A 19981-nucleotide genomic window follows, 5' to 3' on the forward strand; every position below is an offset into this window, starting at 1 on the left:
TTGCTTTTGGCCATTAGCTAATTGCTAAAGGCTAAAGGCTAAAAATTATCCTTTTCCTATTCTAATAATATCAGCAAAAATACCTGAAGCAGTTACATCAGCACCTGCACCAGCTCCTTTTATAATTAAAGGGAATTCAGGATATCTTTCTGTAAAGAACAACACAATATTATCACTTCCTTGTAAGTTTGAGAATGGGTGCTTGCTATCTACTTCTTGTAAAGAAACATTGGCTTTACCATTTACAAATTCCGCTACATATTTTAATTCAGCATTGTTTGCAGCTGCTTTTTCTTTAATGGCTTCAAAATGAGAAGCCTCAGAAATTAAGGTCTTTTTAAAATCTTCGATAGAATCCGCTTCTAAACTAGCTTTAGGTAAGAAAGTTTTATTTTCAATATCTTCTAAATTCATTTTAGCACCGCTTTCACGAGCCAAAATTAAAATTTTACGGGCAACATCTACACCACTTAAATCAATTCTTGGGTCTGGTTCTGTAAATCCTAAGGCTCCAGCTTGGTCTACTATTTCAGCAAAATTAGCATCTCCTACAAATGAGTTAAAGATAAAGTTTAAAGATCCTGAAGCCACTGCTTGAATTTTGATGATTTGATCTCCGGATTGTACCAAATTATTTAAAGTGTTGATGATTGGCAATCCAGCTCCAACATTGGTTTCAAATAAGTAAGGAGCATTGTATTCTTGAGATAATCTTTTTAACTCAGCATACACACTATATTCTGATGAAGCAGCAATTTTGTTACAAGTAACCACTCCAATACTTTCTTTTAAATAATCAGCATATAAACCAGCAATGGTTGCGTTGGCAGTATTGTCTACAAACACACTGTTACTTAAGTTCATTTCTTTTACATGTTCGTGGAATAAATCAAGGTTTAATTCCTCACCATTGTCAATTAAGTTTTGTTTCCAATCGGCAGAAATATCAATTCCTTCTTCGTTGAAAATCATTTTTTTAGAATTTGCCATTCCAACAACTTCTATGCTTAATTGTAATTTATCTAATAAATAAGCTTTTTGCTTTTCTATTTGTTCTAATAATTTTCCTCCAACATTTCCAACACCTACAACAAATAAGTTTAATTTGGTAATGTGACCTTCAAAAAACTCAGCATGTAAACCATTCAATGCTTTTTTAACATTTTTGGCATCAATTACTGTAGATATATTTCTTTCAGAAGCCCCTTGAGCAATGGCATGAATATTTACGTTGTCTTTACCTAATGCGCTAAACATTCTACCGCTAATTCCTTGGTGACTTTTCATTTCTTCACCTACAATCGCTACAATAGCCATGTTGGTTTGTGTATGTAAAGGATCAATTTTTCCTAAGCTTAATTCATATGCAAATTCATCTTGAATAGCCAATTCTGCTTTTTCAACTTCATTTCCATCAATAGCAATACAAATAGAATGTTCTGAGGAAGCTTGAGTAATTAAAATTACATTCACCTTTTTCTCAGACAAAGCACTGAACAATCTTTTAGAAACCCCTGGAATTCCTATCAATCCATTTCCTTCTACAGTTGCCAAAGCAATATTATCGATATGACTAATTCCTTTTACAATACCACCACCTTTAACATTTTCATTGGTAATGAATGACCCCGCATCTTCGGGATGAAAGGTATTCTTTATGTATAAAGGAATGTTTTTGTTCATCACAGGTTGAACCGTTGGCGGATATAAAACAGAAGCTCCAAAATGAGACAATTCCATCGCTTCACTATAAGACAAAGTTTTAATAGGCTCCGCTTGTTTTACCAATTTAGGATTGGCGGTATACATTCCACTTACATCTGTCCAAATTTCTAATTGTTCTACTTCTAAGGCAGCCGCTAAAATAGCAGCAGTATAATCAGAACCACCACGACCTAAAGTAGTTTTTTCTCCTTGTTGATTACAAGCAATAAAACCAGGTAACACTGTTATATTATGATTGTTATTTGCAAAATATTCTTTGATGTTTTTATCAGTTAAATCAATAATAGGAACAGCGTTTCCATAATTACTATTGGTTACAATTAACTCTCCACTATTTTTATATACAGCATCAATTTCATTGCATTGTAAAGCTTTGGTAATGATAAAAGTTGATAAAAATTCTCCATAACTAACAATAGTATCATTTGTTTTAGGAGAAAGTTCTTGTAATAAATAGACTCCCTCTAGAATATTTTCTAGTTGGTTGAATATTTTTTTAACACCACTTAGTACACCACTTTGATTGTTAACAGGAATTAATTCACGTACAATATCAAAATGATTGTTTTCTAATTCGCTTAAACTAGCATTATAAGTATCATCTTGCTTTTGTGCTTTTGATGCCATATTAATTAAGGCATCAGTGGTTTTATTAATAGCAGAAAAAACGACTGCAATTTGATTGTTTTCGCTAGTTGATTTTAAGATATCAATAACGCGATTAATATTTGCTGCTGAGGCGATTGAAGAACCACCGAATTTTAAAATTTTCATATGAATGTAGGAATGATTGAGAAAAAAAACAGTACTTGATGTTTAATGAAAGTCATATCAATTAAAGTACAAGATTTTACGGTTTATATATATAAATAACAAAGACAACCCCAAAGGGTAGTAAAGAAAGAAGTTGTTAAATATGTAGTCTCTGTATTTTTCACGCATCAAAATTAAGAAATTATTTAAAACAGCACCTTTAATTTTTATAAAATTAATTATAAATAAGGCAATAAAAACTTTGATATTCCATATATACTTATAAGAATTGTATATTTGCGACATTAATTAGTAAGACAACAATAATTTATGTCAATAAAAGATATTACAAATATTTCTTATGATACCTTTTTAAAGGATTTTAAAGATACTTTAAAAAGCGTTTTTTATGAGAAAGATGATATTCAAAAGTTTAGCCAATTAAGAGGGTTTCCTTCTTTGGTTTTTAGAGATATCATGGCAAAAAAGCCTTTATCAGTAGCAATTCCTACTGAATATGGAGGAAGAGGAGTTAAGGTAAAAGAATGTTTGGGGGTGTTAGAAGCTGCTTCATACGAATCATTACCACTCTCTTTAACCTTCGGAATTAACATAGCACTTTTTTTAGAACCTGTAGCTAAGTATGCCAAACCAGAAGTAAAAGCTCCTATTTTTAAACGTTTTTTAGAAGAAAGAAACATGGGAGGGTTGATGATTACTGAGCCAAGTTTTGGTTCAGATGCTTTAAGCATGGAAACATCAAACACCTTTAAAGATGGGAAATACCACATCGAAGGGTATAAGCATTGGCAAGGATTAACAGGGTTAGCTGATTATTGGTTAATTACTTCTCGTAAAAAAGGAGAAGATGGAAGATTAGGTAGAGATATCGATTTTTTTATTGCTGATAATCAAGATCCAGAACAAAGAGTAATTGTTGATGAATATTACAACAATGCTGGTTTGTATGCCATTCCTTATGGAAATAACAAATTAGATTTAAAGGTTCCTGAAAATCAGAAATTAGAAGGAGGAAGTACAGGTATTAAGTTAATGTTAGACTTATTGCACCGTTCTAGAATGCAATTTCCTGGTATGGCCATGGGATTCATTAAAAGAATGATGGATGAAGCTATAGAGCATTGTAATAATAGAATAGTAGGAGGTAAAAACTTACTGGCTTTAGATAAAGTAAGAGAGCAAATAGCTAATATTCAATCGGCATTTACAGTTTGTTCTGCCATGTGTGCACGTAGTGCTGAACATAGTGGTATTGACAATGAATTGGCTATGGATCAAGTAGAAGCGAACAGTATGAAATCTGTGATTACAGATATGATGCAGTTTTCTGCTCAAACTTTAGTTCAATTATCAGGTTCTTCTGGTTACAAAGAAGAAAATATTGGTGCGAGAGGAATTATGGATAGTCGAGCGTTTATGATTTTTGAAGGATCTAACGAAATGTTATATACTCAGATTTCCGAAGCAGTAATGAAGTTGATGAAACGTAAAAAAGTCACCAATTTATTTGATTTCTTAAAAGAGTATGATTTAACCATTAAATCTTCGGAATTCTTTAAAGATATTTTAAACTTCAATTTAAATATGGAACTACCACAACGTAAAATGGTAGACTTAGGAAGGATTATCGGTAGAGTAGTTTCTGCTAATTTTGTGATTGATTTAGGAATAAAAGGATTTAGATCTGATTTGGTTTCAGAATGTATTACTTCATTAAAACATGAAGTGACTGCTTGTGTAAGTTCTTTAACTTTTCAAGAAAACACAAACTTAATTACTGATTATAAACAAGATAGTACTTGGTTGAATTTGGTATAAGGATTTGTCAATAGGAGATAGGGATAGCGATGTTTTTACATCGCTATTTTTTTTGAAAAAAGTTTTATTTTTTTGTTGTGTAAATATAAAAAGGTTGTATATTTGCCACCGCTAATAGCAACGGTCTGGTAGTTCAGCTGGTTAGAATACCTGCCTGTCACGCAGGGGGTCGCGGGTTCGAGTCCCGTCCAGACCGCAAGAGAAACATTAAACTCTTACAAAACCTTATAAACTTTATGTTTATAAGGTTTTTTTATTTATGCTGATTTGAATACAAACCAAAATATTTTATATATTAGGTAAGTATTTCGGTTAGTATAATTTTAAGCTTAAAATTACTAACCTCTTTACCTCGAAAAGATACTATTAGTTTGATTTGACTTTCGTCCAATGTTTAACCACAAAAGACGATTACTATGGTATTATCAAACACTTATTCATTACTTACCTGGTTATATATTCAAAAAGTAGAACCTGGTTTTGCAACTATTTATTTTAGAATTACTATCAATTCTAAATGAGCTAATATTAGTCTAAAGAAGAAAATAAATACTTCTCTTTGGGATAATTCAAAGTCTAAAGCTCGTGGGAATTTTCAAGATGCTCGAACTTTAAATGGATCAATCACAAAAGTTGTGTTTAGGTAAAAATATTGGTTAATCTAAAGAGGAAGAATTCTACGTTTTTCACTCCTATGAACTGTACTTTAAAAGCTTTTATTTTGGTATTGAAAGATTCAGCAGCTGCGTTTGTACTTCTGTTATTAAAGTAATTTAAGGTGGATCGATAGTTAGTATAGATGGTATTTGCTACTGTATTAAAATCCTTAAACCTTGATTTTTCTATTTGATTATACCACTGAGCTAACCTTGTGTATGTTGTTTTTATTGATTTAGCTTGGTTGAATATATTTCAGAGTCCTTGTGCCAAGTCAAACGCTTCTCTTTAGGAGCTGTTATTTTCTCTTCAAAATATAGATGAAGAGTTTGGTTGACTTTAGTGTGCTTTACTAAATCGAATTTGTCTATTAAGAATTCAGGAAGTATAAGTTTCAAAAGGTCTAAAGTAACTTCTAGTACCAATAAACTTAAATCTCAAAACTAAAACTATATTAATTCAAACACAACTTTTGTTCTTGATCCATATTACTCTTAAAAATTAAAAAAGCCCTAAGTGCTATTCTTAGGGCTTTTGTGTATTTTGAAATACATTTGAGTTTTGTTACAGTTAAGTAACTTTGTTTGTTTAGTTGAAAGAATTGTTGCTATTTTCAACCAAACTCTTTTCTTTCCTTACATATTATATAACATGTAAAAAAATTGCTATGAAAAAGTTGTTGTTACATCAAAGATACGTTTATACTCTTCTTTCCTTTTGTTTTATTCGGTGACTTGTATTTATGTATCGATGAATGGTTGTTTTTTATCGATGAATGGTTGTTTTGAGTAGGGCAATTTTAAGAAGAGATATAGACCCAGGCCTCTATTCCTGAACATAACTCAATAACAATTCTTTTATATTCATTACCCTCATATTCATCACAAATCAATATTTCTTGATCTGATAAATCATAACATGTCCCTTTAATTACTTTAGTTGATTTATTATTTTTAACTAAAATAGGATATATTACTCCGTCTAAAGTTATTTCTTGTTTTTCAAATCCTATAATTGAATCAATACTCCCTTTTAGAGTTTTATTAAAAAGTGCTAATTGTACAGATTCATCTTGTAATGTTCCGTAAGTAAAGAGTTTAGGCATCAATAAAAAGAATTAGGATTTAGTGCTCATAAATTTAAGTCTTTCGATTGATTTTTTTTAAATTTACTACTCTTATAATTATCACATGAATTTAGAATTAACCAGACCTATTGTTTTCTTTGACTTGGAAACAACAGGAATCAATATAGCTACAGATAGAATTGTTGAAATATCAATACTTAAGGTATTTCCTAATGGAAATAAAGAAAGTAAAACATGGTTGGTAAATCCAGAAGTTAAAATTCCTAAAGAAGCTTCAGATATTCATGGAATTACCAATGAAAAAGTAATAAATGAGCCTACTTTTAAAGAATTAGCTCCTAGGGTTCATGAATTAATCAAAGGATGTGATTTGGCTGGATTTAATTCAAATCGATTTGATATTCCTCTACTTGCAGAAGAAATGTTAAGAGCTGAAGTTGATTTTGATTTGACAAACATAAAATTTGTAGATGTTCAAACAATTTTTCATAAAAAAGAACAAAGAACATTAAGTGCTGGATATCAATTTTACTGCAATAAAGAATTAGAAGGAGCACATTCTGCAGAAGCTGACACCAATGCTACTTATGAAATTTTGTTAGCTCAAATAGAAAAATACGACGATATAGGAACAACTGTTAGTGAATTAAGCGATTATTCTTCTCATCAAAAGAGAGCAGATTTTGCTGGTTTTATACAGTTTAATGATAATGATGTAGAGATTTTTACGTTTGGTAAATATAAAAACCGAACTGTTTTAGAGGTTTTAGCTGAGAATCCAGGCTATTATAATTGGATTATGAATGCGGATTTTCCGTTGTATACAAAAAAGGTTTTAACCAATATTAGATTAAAGTCTTTAAACACTAAATTAAAATAAAATGTACGTACCCTATAATACATTACCCGATACTGCTCGTGTGTGGATCTATCAATCTAACAGAAAGTTTAACGAGCAAGAAAAAGAAAAAATTAATGAAATGACTACAGAATTTGTAGAACAATGGACACGACATGGAGAAAATGTTCGTGGTAGTTTTACAATTTTATATGATCAATTTTTAATCATTGCTGTAGATCAAAATTTTGTAGAAGTATCTGGTTGTTCTATTGATGCTTCCGTAAAATTAGTACAACAAATTCAGGCAGGCTTAAAGGTAGACATGCTTAACAAATTAGCCATTGCCTATAAAGAAAATGATGAAATTAAAGTGACTCCTATGTCAGATTTTACCCACTTAGCAAAATCTGGTATAGTAAATGCTAATACTATTGTGTTTAACAATATGGTAAACTCTAAAAAAGGAGTTGCTACATTGTGGGAGGTGCCGGCTACACAGAGTTGGCATGCTCGCTTTTTTAACTAGATCACCTCTTTTATGAAATACACTTTTTTACTATTTGTTTCATTTAGTTTTGCTTTGTTTGCTCAAAACTCAAATGAAACCAAAAGTTCTATTGCAAAACCTTTAATAGCAAAGGATACTTTATCTCAAAAAATTTGGTTAGATAGCTTATTGTCTAAAATGACTTTAGATGAAAAAATAGGCCAGTTATTTATGGTGCAAGCCTATTCAAACAAAGATGAAAAACACAAACAAGAAATCATCAACTTAATTGAGAAATATCATATTGGAGGATTGATTTTTATGCAAGGAAGTCCTGAAAAGCAAATTAATTTGTATAATGATTATCAATCTAAAAGCAAAGTTCCTTTATTAATTGGTTTTGATGGTGAATGGGGATTGTCTATGCGAATTAAACCATCATTTGCTTATCCTTGGAACATGACACTGGGTGCAGTTCAAAATGATTCTTTAATATATCAGGTAGGAAAACAAATAGGTAACCATTGTAAAGAAGTTGGTGTACATATAAATTTCGCTCCAGTAGTTGATATCAATACAAATCCAAAAAATCCAATTATAGGAAATAGATCTTTTGGAGAAAATAGAGAGAATGTTACTCAAAAATCAATTGCATTTATCAATGGAATGCAAAGCGTTGGGGTCTTAGCAAATGCCAAACATTTTCCTGGACATGGTGATACTGCTTCAGATTCTCACAAAACATTACCTGTCGTTAATTTTGATATGAAAAGATTGGATAGTATTGAAATGTATCCATACAAACAATTGGCAAAATCTAATTTGGCAAGTGTCATGGTTGCTCATTTGGATGTACCAGCTTTAAAAACCGAAAAAGGTAGACCTACTTCTATTTCAAAAAAAGTAATTACTGATTTACTAAAAAATAAAATAGAATTTAAAGGATTGGTATTTACCGATGCTTTAAATATGAATGGAGTTGCAAGTTATACTACTAGCGATCAGGTGGCTTTAGAAGCATTTAAAGCAGGAAATGATATGTTGTTAATTCCTGTAGATGTTGAAAAAGGAATAGCTACAATTCACAAAGCAATTACAGATAGTTTGATTTCCGAAAAAAGATTAGATAGTTCTGTAATAAAAGTTCTACAAGCTAAATATTGGGCAGGGTTAAATCAATTAGAATTGTTAAAAACAACCAACATTCAGCAAAGAATTCACACAGTAGAAGATGATTTATTATTTAAAAAAGTAGCAGAAAATGCCATTACTTTGGTAAAAAACAATCAAGACTTTTTACCTTTAAAAAGATTAGACACTTTAAGCATCGCTTCTATTTCTTTAGGCGATGAAGGTAGTAGTGAATTCGTAAAAACAATTAACAAATACAAAGAAGCTACCATTGTTAAAGGAGTAGATCAAAATAATTTTAAAAACAAACTAGTAACCTATAACACGGTTATCATTGGAATCCATAAATCAGATGCAAATCCTTGGAAATCTTATGAAATTTCTAACGCTGAGATACGTCTTATCAATGAAATTTCCAAAACCAAGACAGTAATATTAACCGTATTTGCAAGTCCATATTCTTTATTAAAACTAAACGGATTTAAAAATATATCAAATATCATTGTTGCTTATCAGAACAATTCCGTTTTTCAATCTGTAGCAGCACAACAAATTTTTGGTGCTTTACCTTTTTTAGGAAAATTACCTGTTTCGGTTTCTAAACAACATAATGTTGGTAGTGGAATTGTTACAGAATCTATCCATAGATTACAATATGGAACTCCTGAAGAAGTAGGAATGAATTCCCTAAAATTATCTAAAATAGATTCTATAGCGAATATTGTCATTTCTGAAAAAATGTCTCCTGGTCTACAAGTATTGGTAGCTAAAAACAATAAAGTTGTTTTTGAAAAATCATATGGATATTATACTTATGACAAACATCAAAAAGTAAACAATAACTCTTTATATGATTTGGCTTCTTTAACCAAAATACTGGGAGCCTTTCCTTTGTATCTAAAAGCCTTTGAAGAAGGTGTTTATCACTTAGATGATACTTTAGGAGATTTGTTACCTATGTATAAAGATAGTCCTTTAGGTAATTTATTGGTGATAGATATGTTTGCACATCAATCTGGTTTAAAAGCATGGATTCCTTTTTATTTAAAAACTTTAGATAGTGTATCTCATCAACCCATGAAAAAATGGTATCACCCAACTAAAGGTAATGGTTACAATGTTAAAGTAGCAGAAAATGTATTTATGAAAGATGAATATATTGATAGTATTTATCAAACCATCAAAACAACCCCTCTTAGAGATAAAAGAGATTATTTGTATAGCGGTTTGCCTTTCTTGTTATTCAAAAAAATTTTAGAAAACCACTATCATAAATCTATGGATGTATTATTGGCTGAAAACTTCACCAATTCTTTAGGAGCTGATAAATTGCTATATACCCCGTTAAACAAATACAAAAAAGATAGCATTGTTCCTTCTGAAGAAGACAATTATTATAGACACCAAAGACTGCAAGGAAATGTTCACGATATGGCTGCAGCTATGTTTGGTGGTGTTACAGGAAATGCAGGTCTTTTTGGAAATGCAAATGACATTGCTAAAATGATGCAATTATATTTAAATAGAGGAATTTATGGTAGTCATAAATATTTTAAACCTAACACCTTTAATAATTTTAACAAATCATACTTTAAAAACAGGGATAATAGAAGAGCACTAATTTTAGACAAACCATCTTTTGATTCAAAAGTTCTTAACACCTGTAATTGTGTTTCATCTAAAAGTTTTGGACACAGTGGTTTTACTGGTACTTTTGCTTGGGCTGATCCTGAAACAAATCTTATATACATATTTCTATCTAATAGAACCTACCCTAGCATGGATAATAATTTATTAGGTAAAAAAGACATTAGAACCAATATTCAACAACTTATACAAGATGCAATCATTAAATAATTTGCATTTTTAAGCACTCCTCTATACTTCTCTTCATCAATTAATTAATTTCCACATCATATATCAATATAAATATTCACTTATTTTCAATAAACATATGTTTATTAGCAAAAAAAGCATCTATTAATCAAACTTTTTCAAAGCAAAAACACGCGTAAACAACTAATAAACAAATATTTAATTGTTATGTTTTAATAATTTTCTATTTTAAGTTTTGTTTACAGTGTTATTTGTGATAAATTAAGGTATACTAAAAATAACCTATTAATTAATCTCATTGTTTCATTTTTTTAATAACGTATATGACTAAAAATTAAATAAAAATTATTTCATTAATGAAATGATGAACAAATCTTTAATGCTATGAAGATACGTTCGTTGTTGTTTTTTGTAATGATTGTTGCTTCATTACAAATGTTTGCCCAAAAAAAAGGAATTATCCAAGTTTCTTTTGACCCAACTATGTTGGTTAATGGACCTTACAGTGATAGCCAAAAAGGGGCATTAGATTTTTTAATTAAAACCTCAATCGGAGATTCTAAAAATGAATTCGGATTGTATTTTGAAAAATTTAAAGCCATGGAATACACTAGTGCTGGAGTATTGTATAATTACAAAATGGAATTAGCTAAAGTTTCATCTGTATTAAACAATATGATAGGTCTAATTGGATTAGATGCTGGTTACATTAGAAGAGATTTGGCTAAAACGTCAGATGCTTTTACTGTTTCATTAAATGCAGAATTAAGGTATTTAGTAAGTAAGAATTTCGGTGTAAATTTGACTTCTAACTACAGAGTAAGGGGAGATTTAATAGATTTGTACAATGACAAAACTCCTTTTATTTTTAGTGGTTATGTAGGATTATTCGTTATTCTATAATAAAACTACCTCTTTAAATCACTTTATTTTAACACCTGCTATGTGTTAAAATAAAGTGATTTTTCATTTAATTAAAGTTCATATTATACTTTTAACATAAACCCTCAAACCTTTCTTTTGTTAAAGCTATAAACCTTATATTTGCAAGTCGGAAATAAGGGTAAGGTATTTTTATGTTTACGACCCAGTAGCCAAACAAAATCTATGGCAAATATTAGAGAAGAACTTAAGAAAAGAATTTTAGTGTTAGATGGTGCTATGGGTACCATGATTCAACAATACAAATTTACAGAAGAAGATTATAGAGGCGAACAATTTAAGGATTGGCATGTTTCTGTAAAAGGTAACAATGATATGTTATCTATTACTCAACCAAGTGCTATCAAAGAAATTCATGCAAAATACTTTGAAGCCGGAGCAGATATTGCTGAAACCAATACATTTTCTAGTACTACCATTGCAATGGCAGATTATGAAATGGAGAATTATGTATATCAACTAAATTATGAATCTGCAAAAATAGCCAAAGAAGTAGCAGATGAATTTACAGCAAAAGAACCTCATAAACCTCGTTTTGTGGCTGGTTCTATAGGACCTACCAACAGAACATTAAGTATGTCTCCAGATGTAAATGACCCAGGATATAGAGCTGTTACTTTTGATGAACTAAGAATTGCTTACAAACAACAAACAGAAGCTTTGTTAGATGGTGGTGTTGATGTTTTATTGGTAGAAACAGTTTTTGATACTTTAAATGCCAAAGCTGCTTTATTTGCAATTGAAGAAGTTAAAGCAGAAAGAGGAATTGATGTGCCTATTATGTTAAGCGGTACTATTACCGATGCGTCTGGTAGAACTTTATCTGGTCAAACAGCTGAAGCATTTTTAATTTCAGTATCTCACATTCCTTTGTTAACAGTTGGGTTAAATTGTGCTTTGGGAGCAGATGCATTAGTGCCTCATCTAGAGGCTATATCAAGCAATACTCAATTTGGAGTCTCAGCGCATCCAAATGCAGGTTTACCAAATGCTTTTGGAGAATATGATGAATCTCCTGCACAAATGGCCAAACAAATTCAAGGTTATTTTGATAAAAGTTTAATCAACATTATCGGTGGTTGTTGTGGAACCACTCCAGCACACATCAAAGCCATTGCAGATATTGCTGCATTAGCAGAGCCAAGAAAATTACAAGAAGCATAAAGTTGGTTTTTAAGTTATAAAAACTAAAATTGATAAGCACTAATGGCTAAAGACCAATAGTCAAAAGCTAATTACAATTATGAGTAAAATCAAACAAACAAAATACATGAAGTTATCAGGATTAGAACCTTTGGTTTTAGGTCCTGATATGAATTTTATCAATGTTGGAGAAAGAACAAATGTAGCAGGATCTAAAATGTTCTTAAGACTAATCAAAGAAGAAAAATTTGATGAAGCTTTAGCCGTTGCCCTACATCAAGTAGAAGGTGGTGCTCAAATCATTGATATTAACATGGATGATGGTTTGATTGATGGAAAAGAATCTATGGTTCGTTTTCTTAATTTAATCATGGCAGAACCAGATATTGCTCGTGTTCCAATTATGATTGATTCTTCTAAATGGGATATCATTGAAGCTGGTTTACAAGTTGTACAAGGTAAATGTGTGGTAAACTCTATTTCTTTAAAAGAAGGTGAAGAAATTTTTAAAGAGCATGTCCGCAAACTTAAAATGTATGGAGCTGCTGTTATTGTGATGGCTTTTGATGAAGACGGACAAGCTGACAATTATGATCGCAGATGTGAAATAGCAGAACGTTCTTATCGTATTATGGTTGATGAATGTGGTTTTCCATCAGAAGATATTATTTTTGATTTAAACATATTCCCTGTAGCTACAGGAATGGAAGAACACCGAAGAAACGCTATCGATTTTATTGAAGCAACATACTGGGTTCGTACCCATCTACCAAATGTGAGTGTTAGTGGAGGGGTTAGTAACGTGTCTTTTTCTTTTAGAGGAAATAATCCTGTAAGAGAAGCGATGCACTCTGTGTTTTTATACCACGCAATTAAAAAAGGAATGAACATGGGGATTGTAAATCCAGCCATGTTAGAGGTTTATGATGATATTCCAAAAGATTTATTAGAGTATGTAGAGGATGTAATTTTGGACAGACGTGATGATGCTACAGAACGTTTGTTAGATTTTGCAGAAAGTTTTAAAGGAGAAGTAAAATCTGAAGCTCAAAAATTAGCTTGGAGAGACTTGCCTTTACAAGATAGAATTACACATGGATTGGTAAAAGGTATTGATCAATTTATTGTTGAAGATGTAGAAGAAGCTCGTTTACAAGTAGCCAAACCTTTAGAAGTGATTGAAGGTCATTTAATGATTGGAATGGGCGTTGTTGGAGATTTATTTGGAGAAGGAAAAATGTTCTTGCCACAAGTAGTTAAATCTGCTCGTGTGATGAAAAGAGCTGTAGCTCACCTAATGCCTTTTATAGAAGCTGCAAAAGATGAAAACAGTCCGCCACAAGGAAAAGTATTATTAGCAACCGTAAAAGGAGATGTACACGATATTGGTAAAAATATTGTAGGAGTTGTATTGGCTTGTAACAATTATGCTATTGTAGATTTGGGAGTGATGGTATCCCCAGAAAAAATACTGCAAACAGCTATTGATGAAAAAGTAGATATTATTGGGTTAAGTGGATTAATAACCCCATCGTTGGATGAGATGGTTCATATTGCCAAAGAAATGAAGCGATTGAATTTTATCATTCCTTTATTGATTGGTGGAGCAACAACTTCTAAAGCCCATACTGCTGTGAAAATAGCTCCAGAGTATGATGGTGGAGTGATTCATGTATTAGATGCTTCTCGTTCTGTACCTGTTACAAGTACTTTAATTGGAGAAGATAAAGAAATATCTCAAGCTTTTAAAGACAAAACCTATGCAGAGTACGATAAAGTTCGTGAAGGCTTTTTAAGTAGAGGTCGTAAGAAAGTGTATTTGCCATTAAACAAAGCTAGAGAAAATAATTACAAGTTAGAGTTTAACCATAATACAGTTTATACTCCAAATAAAACAGGAGTTCAAGTTATAAATGACTTACCTTTAGAAGAGTTATTGCCTTTTATCGATTGGACACCATTTTTTCAATCATGGGAGTTACATGGAAAGTTTCCTGCCATTTTAGAGGATGAAATTGTAGGAGTACAAGCCAAAGATTTGTATAGAGACGCTAAAGAAATGTTAGATAAAATTGTGAAAGAAAAATGGTTTGTAGCTAAAGCGGTTTATGGATTATTTCCAGCAAACACTGTAAATTCTGATGACATAGAAATATACAAAGATAATAGCCGTTCAGAAACCATACAAACCATGTTAACGTTACGTCAGCAATCTAAAAAAGCAGCAGGAAAACCTCATATTGCTTTAGCGGATTATATAGCACCTAAAGAAAGTGGATTAGAAGATTATATTGGTGCATTTTGTGTAACTGCGGGGTTTGGAGTTGAGGAAAAAGCTGAAGAGTTTAAACAAAATTTAGATGATTATAATAGTATTATGGTAAAAGCTTTGGCAGATAGATTTGCTGAGGCATTTGCAGAATACTTACACGATAAGATTCGTAAACAAGATTGGGGATATGCCAAAGGAGAAGATTTATCTAACGAAGAATTGATTAAGGAATCTTATCAAGGAATTCGTCCAGCTCCAGGATATCCATCTTGTCCAGATCATACAGAAAAAATACAATTATGGGATCTTTTAAAGGTTAAAGAAAATATTGGAGTAGAGTTAACCGATAGTTTGGCCATGTTCCCTACAGCATCTGTTTCTGGACACTATTTTGCTCACAAAGAGGCTCGTTACTTTGGATTAGGTAAAATAACCAAAGAACAAGTTCATGATTTTGCCAACAGAAGAGGATTAACCAATGCAGAGGCGGAAAGGTGGTTAAGTCCAAATATGGCTGAAGAATAAAATTTGTAAGTATAAAAACGATTGATAGACCTATAAGTAAAAGCGATTATATAAAACTTTGATTAGTTGAATAATTGTATATTTTTGTTAATACGTAAGAATAAAATAAAACATTAAAAAAATAAAATTATGGCATTAGAAATTACAGATGCAACATTTGAAGAAGTAGTATTGCAATCAGATAAGCCAGTATTGGTAGATTTTTGGGCAGCTTGGTGTGGTCCATGTAGAATGGTAGCTCCTATTATTGATGAGTTAACTGAAGAATATGAAGGAAAAGCTGTTATAGGTAAAGTAGATGTAGATGCAAATCAGGAATTTGCAGCAAAATACGGTGTCCGTAACATTCCTACAGTATTAGTTTTCAAAGGAGGTGAAGTAGTAGATAAGCAAGTAGGTGTAGCACCAAAAGCAACATATGCAGCAAAAATTGATGCTGCTATCTAATTCTTCTATTATCATAGATAAAAAAAGATTACCAATGGTAATCTTTTTTTATGTCTAAAATTCTGGTTTTAAGTAAAGTATCATTTTTGACTAAAAAAAATATGAAAAAAGCTAAGAAAGCCTTTGCTTAACTGTGATTTAGTTGTATATTTGCCACCGCTAACAGCAACGGTCTGGTAGTTCAGCTGGTTAGAATACCTGCCTGTCACGCAGGGGGTCGCGGGTTCGAGTCCCGTCCAGACCGCAAGAGAAACATTAAACTCTTACAAAACCTTATAAACTTTATGTTTATAAGGTTTTTTTATTTATGCTGATTTGAATACAAACCAAAATATTTTATATATTAGGTAAGTATTTCGGTTAGTATAATTTTAAGCTTAAAATTACTAACCTCTTTACCTTGAAAAGATACTATTAGTTTGATTTTGACTTTCGTCCTATGTTTCACCACAAAAGACGATTACTATGGTATCATCAAACACTTATTCATTACTTATCTGGTTGTACACACAAAAGATTGAACCAGGATACGCAATTATTTATTTTAGAATTACCATTAATTCTAAACGATCTAATATTAGTTTAAACAAGAAAATTAAAATTGATTTATGGGATATTTCCAAATCTAAAATTAGAGGAAATTCTAATGAAGCAAGGATTTTAAATCAGTTTCTTAAAGAAGAAGAGTCTAAAATTGCCAAAGCTTATAGAGAGTTAGAGCTTGAGGAAAAACTAATCACAGCTCAATTAGTAAAGTCTAGATATCTAGGAACAGACCAAAAACATAAAACTTTACAAGATTTAGTGGCTTATCACAACCAATTTGTAGAGAAAAAAATCCATAAAGACACTTTACGTAGTTACAAAACTTCTCAAACATACCTTTTTTCTTACCTAAATGAACTACTAAAAACTACCGATTTATATCTTAAAGAATTAGACTATCAATTTTTATTAGGATTTGAATCATATCTACGCAATTTCAAGCCTACCAATGGACAAGCAAGCATTCAGAACAATACGATAATGAAACACATTCAAAGACTACGTAAAATGGTTAAAATGGCTATTGAAATGGAATGGATAGACAAAGCCCCTTTTATAAGGTTCTCTCCTACTATCGAAAAGAAACAACGAGAATATTTATCAGAACAAGAGCTTCTTTCTATCAATGAATATCAACCCAAAATAGAAAGATTACGTTTGGTAAAAGACCTGTTTTTATTTAGTTGTTATACAGATTTATCTTACATCGATACCAGAAATTTATCTCCAGATAATATTTTAAAAGGAATTGATGGAAGTAATTGGATTTTCACTAAAAGACAAAAAACAGGAACTTCTGTAAAAGTACCTTTGTTAGAACCTGCTGAAAAGTTGATAAAATCATCTACCGAAAACTACCGAAAAATTGATTTCAATAAAATCTTTCCCACCATCTCTAATCAAAAGGTAAATAGCTACTTAAAAGAAATTGCAGATTGTTGTGGCATTACTAAAAATTTAACCTTTGTTACCACCAACCTCAATGCAGAAGAAATTGATAAACGTTACGGTTTCAGAGTTCGTTCTAGAATGAGACAATTATTTAATTTAGTAGCTTTTGATAAGAATTATAGTGACAAAAGGTTGTAAATCATTTAAAACAAGGCTTAAAGTGCTGTATAGTACATTTTTTGTTGTAATTCCATCATGCTAAAGATATTTCAGTAGCTTAGAATAGCTTTATTTAGCAATAACCAAAACCTTCTATTAAAGATTATTTAATTATATTTTTTTACATATAAATATATAGCTTTGAATTAAATTATATTCATTTACATATAATTTGTATCAATAGTATATCTAAAAACATATAATCATGCTTGCTGAATTTGTCAAAGAGAAACGTAAAGAAGTCGGGTTAACTCAAGAAGAGTTTGCGGATAGAGTAGGGGTGGCTTTAACGGTAATTCGTAAAATAGAACAAGGGAAAACAAATTTAAATCTAGACAAAGTAAACCTTGTTTTGGCTATGTTTGGACATGAACTAACGCCAACCAAAATAACAAACTCATGAGGCAAGCAAATGTTTTATACAAAGAAATACATGTGGGTGTGTTAACAGAAACAGACGAAGGAGAATATTGGTTTGAGTACGATAAAGATTACATCACTCAATATCCAAAACAGTTTATTTCTTTTTCATTTCCGGTAGATGAAACCATTTACAAAGAAAAACGATTGTTTCCTTTTTTTGAAGGTTTAATTCCCGAAGGTTGGTTGTTAGAAATAGCAACCAAAAATTGGAAAATCAATCCAAATGATAGAATGGGGTATTATTAACTTGTTGTTCCAATTGTATTGGAGCGGTAAGTATTCATCCTTTAAACAGTAAAACAGATGAATAAGTGTTTGTATTGTTATCAAGAATTAGACAAAGAGGAAAAAGATTTTCATAACACTTGTAGTCTTGAGTTTTTCGGAACCAAGACTTCACCAGTATTAGAATATTCTTTTGAAGAAATGGAAAGCTTGGCCAAAGAAACTATACAGCGAAATATTTCCGTACCAGGAGTACAGCCTAAATTATCGATGGATTTTAATAGTACCACTTCTCGCTTAACAGTATTAGGAGCTTTGGGTGGAAATTACATTTTCAAACCACCAAACAAAAATTACCAAGAAATGCCCGAAAACGAACATGTCACCATGCGAATGGCAGAAGCTTTCGGGATTCAGGTAGTGCCTTCTAGTTTGATTCGCTTAAAATCTGGAGAATTGTCTTACATCACTAAACGTATAGACAGAACTATGGAGGGAGACAAAATCCATATGTTAGATTTCTTCCAGATAACAGAAGCTTTTGATAAATACAGAAGTTCTATAGAACGCATAGGAAAAGCTTTACATACCCATGCAACCAACACCCAATTAGACAAATTGTTCTTTTTTGAAATGGTGGTATTTTCTTACCTAACAGGAAACAACAACATGCATCTAAAAAACTTTTCCATGATAGAGCAGCAAGGGAATTGGAAATTAGCTCCAGCTTATGATTTGTTAAATGTAGCCATTGTAAATCCAGCAGACAAAGAAGAATCAGCCTTAACGATCTGTGGTAAAAAAAGTAATTTAAATAAATCTGATTTTGAAAAAATCGGCGAAAATCTGTTACTAACATCTAAACAAATCTCTGGAGTATTTAAACGTTTTTCTAAAAAGAAATCTATAGCGACAGACTTGATTCATCAATCTTTTTTAAGTGAGGAGATGAAGAAGAAATACATAGTATTGTTAGAAGATAGGTTTTCTAAAGTAAAGTATTAACTATACTATATGCCGATTTTTATATTTTAACGTTCAACCCAAGAAATAATGAACGAGCCAGATGGTGGACAGGTACAAATTGACGGAGTGAGGGGTGCACAGCAATTTCACAGGTTTGTATTTGACTTTTTGGTTCGTTTTGTACTTGAGCTAGTCGAAGTATCAAGACGAAATGAAGAGATAATACTTATAATTACAAGTTCACATACAAGGCAAAAGAACATAATAGATGAATTATAGTGTAAAGAATTTCTAATTTTCCTTACCACTCACTACTCATCGTTCTACCCATAGTCCTTTTACCAACTACCAACTACCAGATTCCTACTACCAAAAATGCACCCCACCCACACAAATACATACTAAACCCAACAAACATCAATAAAATTGTCTACGTGTAATGGGATTCAATTTTTTAATTTCTTCTACAGTAAATCAGTCTCTAGAAAGTGAAAAAGAAATATCGAATCAAATACAAGAAACGTACGATATAAAAACAAAATCCTTTAGAGCAACTATGGTAGAAACCGACCAAGGATATATTGTGCTAAAAGGAAGTGAAGCCAAAAAAACATTGTCAAATTCTTGTACAGAAACCTATAAGAAAATGAGACGTAAATTGTTAGAAACAGAAATATTAAAATAGACAAAGACAAACTTGTTTTTACTGAGGATGCTGTTTTTAATAGCCCTAGTGCTGCAGCAAACATGGTTTTAGGGCGAAATGCTAATGGTTTTATAGAATGGGTCACTAAGAGTGGAAAAAGCTTTAAAGAGACACAAGAAAGTAGAGAATAAAATTAAATTACATCAAAATAAATGCATTATATTCACAAACTAAAAGTTGTTTTTTAACAAACATCATTAAAACTAATTTTTAACAGTTTAACGTATTCAAATACTTTTTATATTAGCCGAAAAACGCTATGTAAACTTTTCTTATAAGTTTACCTAAAAAGGTTAAAATGAAACAATCCGTTTTAAAAG

The 19981-nt window shown here is 31.2% G+C and carries 17 protein-coding genes and 2 tRNA genes; 16 read left to right on the forward strand and 3 right to left on the reverse strand.

Annotated features, from left to right (window positions below):
* Positions 1–45: 45 nt before the first annotated feature.
* The gene (thrA, locus tag QVZ41_RS07665; RefSeq protein WP_302883970.1) at positions 46–2499 is read right to left on the reverse strand and encodes a bifunctional aspartate kinase/homoserine dehydrogenase I; all 2454 of its coding nucleotides are present in this window, start codon (positions 2497–2499) and stop codon (positions 46–48) included.
* A 309-nt stretch (positions 2500–2808) separates the two neighbouring features.
* Here thrA and QVZ41_RS07670 point away from each other — a divergent pair, with 309 nt between their 5' ends.
* Positions 2809–4317 (forward strand): acyl-CoA dehydrogenase family protein, encoded by a 1509-nt coding sequence (locus tag QVZ41_RS07670; protein WP_302883971.1) that lies wholly within the window; start codon positions 2809–2811, stop codon positions 4315–4317.
* A 122-nt stretch (positions 4318–4439) separates the two neighbouring features.
* Positions 4440–4513 (forward strand) — tRNA-Asp (locus tag QVZ41_RS07675).
* A 443-nt stretch (positions 4514–4956) separates the two neighbouring features.
* Here the strand turns inward: QVZ41_RS07675 and QVZ41_RS07680 are convergent.
* The gene (locus QVZ41_RS07680) at positions 4957–5226 is read right to left on the reverse strand and encodes a transposase (RefSeq protein WP_302884187.1); all 270 of its coding nucleotides are present in this window, start codon (positions 5224–5226) and stop codon (positions 4957–4959) included.
* 547 nt (positions 5227–5773) lie between these two features.
* The gene (locus tag QVZ41_RS07685) at positions 5774–6079 is read right to left on the reverse strand and encodes a gamma-glutamylcyclotransferase family protein (RefSeq protein WP_302883972.1); all 306 of its coding nucleotides are present in this window, start codon (positions 6077–6079) and stop codon (positions 5774–5776) included.
* An 85-nt stretch (positions 6080–6164) separates the two neighbouring features.
* Between QVZ41_RS07685 and QVZ41_RS07690 the strand changes: the two genes are divergently transcribed.
* The 14 genes from QVZ41_RS07690 (at position 6165) to QVZ41_RS14600 (ending at position 19792) form a co-directional block, all read left to right on the forward strand.
* Complete coding sequence (locus tag QVZ41_RS07690; protein WP_302883973.1) at positions 6165–6941, forward strand: 3'-5' exonuclease; 777 nt, start codon at positions 6165–6167, stop codon at positions 6939–6941.
* A 1-nt stretch (position 6942) separates the two neighbouring features.
* A complete protein-coding gene (locus QVZ41_RS07695; protein ID WP_302883974.1) occupies positions 6943–7428 on the forward strand; it encodes an ABC transporter ATPase in 486 nt (161 codons plus the stop codon).
* Between the two features lie 12 nt (positions 7429–7440).
* Positions 7441–10377, forward strand: a complete 2937-nt coding sequence (locus QVZ41_RS07700; RefSeq protein ID WP_302883975.1) for a serine hydrolase domain-containing protein — start codon at positions 7441–7443, stop codon at positions 10375–10377.
* Between the two features lie 363 nt (positions 10378–10740).
* Positions 10741–11259 carry a hypothetical protein gene (locus QVZ41_RS07705; RefSeq protein ID WP_302883976.1) on the forward strand — a complete coding sequence of 173 codons (519 nt, stop codon included), beginning with the start codon at positions 10741–10743 and terminating at the stop codon, positions 11257–11259.
* Positions 11260–11463: 204 nt separating this feature from the next.
* Positions 11464–12462 carry a homocysteine S-methyltransferase family protein gene (locus QVZ41_RS07710; protein WP_302883978.1) on the forward strand — a complete coding sequence of 333 codons (999 nt, stop codon included), beginning with the start codon at positions 11464–11466 and terminating at the stop codon, positions 12460–12462.
* Between the two features lie 79 nt (positions 12463–12541).
* Positions 12542–15238, forward strand: coding sequence for a methionine synthase (metH, locus tag QVZ41_RS07715; protein ID WP_302883979.1), 2697 nt, complete (start codon positions 12542–12544; stop codon positions 15236–15238).
* Positions 15239–15367: 129 nt separating this feature from the next.
* On the forward strand, positions 15368–15685 hold the full coding sequence (trxA, locus tag QVZ41_RS07720; protein ID WP_073120423.1) for a thioredoxin: 318 nt from the start codon (positions 15368–15370) through the stop codon (positions 15683–15685).
* Positions 15686–15855: 170 nt separating this feature from the next.
* Positions 15856–15929, forward strand: a tRNA-Asp gene (locus QVZ41_RS07725).
* A 221-nt stretch (positions 15930–16150) separates the two neighbouring features.
* A complete protein-coding gene (locus QVZ41_RS07730; RefSeq protein ID WP_302883980.1) occupies positions 16151–17320 on the forward strand; it encodes a site-specific integrase in 1170 nt (389 codons plus the stop codon).
* A gap of 226 nt (positions 17321–17546) precedes the next feature.
* On the forward strand, positions 17547–17744 hold the full coding sequence (locus QVZ41_RS07735; RefSeq protein WP_073117779.1) for a type II toxin-antitoxin system Y4mF family antitoxin: 198 nt from the start codon (positions 17547–17549) through the stop codon (positions 17742–17744).
* A complete protein-coding gene (locus QVZ41_RS07740) occupies positions 17741–18010 on the forward strand; it encodes a HipA N-terminal domain-containing protein (RefSeq protein ID WP_338140794.1) in 270 nt (89 codons plus the stop codon). The genes QVZ41_RS07735 and QVZ41_RS07740 overlap by 4 nt, the downstream gene beginning before the upstream one ends.
* A gap of 57 nt (positions 18011–18067) precedes the next feature.
* Complete coding sequence (locus QVZ41_RS07745) at positions 18068–18994, forward strand: HipA domain-containing protein (RefSeq protein ID WP_302883981.1); 927 nt, start codon at positions 18068–18070, stop codon at positions 18992–18994.
* Between the two features lie 400 nt (positions 18995–19394).
* Complete coding sequence (locus QVZ41_RS07750) at positions 19395–19640, forward strand: hypothetical protein (protein ID WP_302883982.1); 246 nt, start codon at positions 19395–19397, stop codon at positions 19638–19640.
* On the forward strand, positions 19637–19792 hold the full coding sequence (locus QVZ41_RS14600; protein WP_420896127.1) for a DUF4357 domain-containing protein: 156 nt from the start codon (positions 19637–19639) through the stop codon (positions 19790–19792). Before QVZ41_RS07750 ends, QVZ41_RS14600 begins: the two co-directional genes overlap by 4 nt.
* The last annotated feature ends 189 nt before the right edge of the window (positions 19793–19981 follow it).

Source organism: Wenyingzhuangia gilva, assembly GCF_030519655.1.
GTDB classification, from domain to species: Bacteria; Bacteroidota; Bacteroidia; order Flavobacteriales; family Flavobacteriaceae; genus Wenyingzhuangia; species Wenyingzhuangia gilva.

Coding starts and splice junctions, on each gene's coding strand:
- thrA (WP_302883970.1), bottom strand. CDS start 2,499: ATGAAAATTTTAAAATTCGGTGGTTCTTCAATCGCCTCAGCAGCAAAT.
- QVZ41_RS07670 (WP_302883971.1), top strand. CDS start 2,809: ATGTCAATAAAAGATATTACAAATATTTCTTATGATACCTTTTTAAAG.
- QVZ41_RS07685 (WP_302883972.1), bottom strand. CDS start 6,079: ATGCCTAAACTCTTTACTTACGGAACATTACAAGATGAATCTGTACAA.
- QVZ41_RS07690 (WP_302883973.1), top strand. CDS start 6,165: ATGAATTTAGAATTAACCAGACCTATTGTTTTCTTTGACTTGGAAACA.
- QVZ41_RS07695 (WP_302883974.1), top strand. CDS start 6,943: ATGTACGTACCCTATAATACATTACCCGATACTGCTCGTGTGTGGATC.
- QVZ41_RS07700 (WP_302883975.1), top strand. CDS start 7,441: ATGAAATACACTTTTTTACTATTTGTTTCATTTAGTTTTGCTTTGTTT.
- QVZ41_RS07705 (WP_302883976.1), top strand. CDS start 10,741: ATGAAGATACGTTCGTTGTTGTTTTTTGTAATGATTGTTGCTTCATTA.
- QVZ41_RS07710 (WP_302883978.1), top strand. CDS start 11,464: ATGGCAAATATTAGAGAAGAACTTAAGAAAAGAATTTTAGTGTTAGAT.
- metH (WP_302883979.1), top strand. CDS start 12,542: ATGAGTAAAATCAAACAAACAAAATACATGAAGTTATCAGGATTAGAA.
- trxA (WP_073120423.1), top strand. CDS start 15,368: ATGGCATTAGAAATTACAGATGCAACATTTGAAGAAGTAGTATTGCAA.
- QVZ41_RS07730 (WP_302883980.1), top strand. CDS start 16,151: ATGGTATCATCAAACACTTATTCATTACTTATCTGGTTGTACACACAA.
- QVZ41_RS07735 (WP_073117779.1), top strand. CDS start 17,547: ATGCTTGCTGAATTTGTCAAAGAGAAACGTAAAGAAGTCGGGTTAACT.
- QVZ41_RS07740 (WP_338140794.1), top strand. CDS start 17,741: ATGAGGCAAGCAAATGTTTTATACAAAGAAATACATGTGGGTGTGTTA.
- QVZ41_RS07745 (WP_302883981.1), top strand. CDS start 18,068: ATGAATAAGTGTTTGTATTGTTATCAAGAATTAGACAAAGAGGAAAAA.
- QVZ41_RS07750 (WP_302883982.1), top strand. CDS start 19,395: ATGGGATTCAATTTTTTAATTTCTTCTACAGTAAATCAGTCTCTAGAA.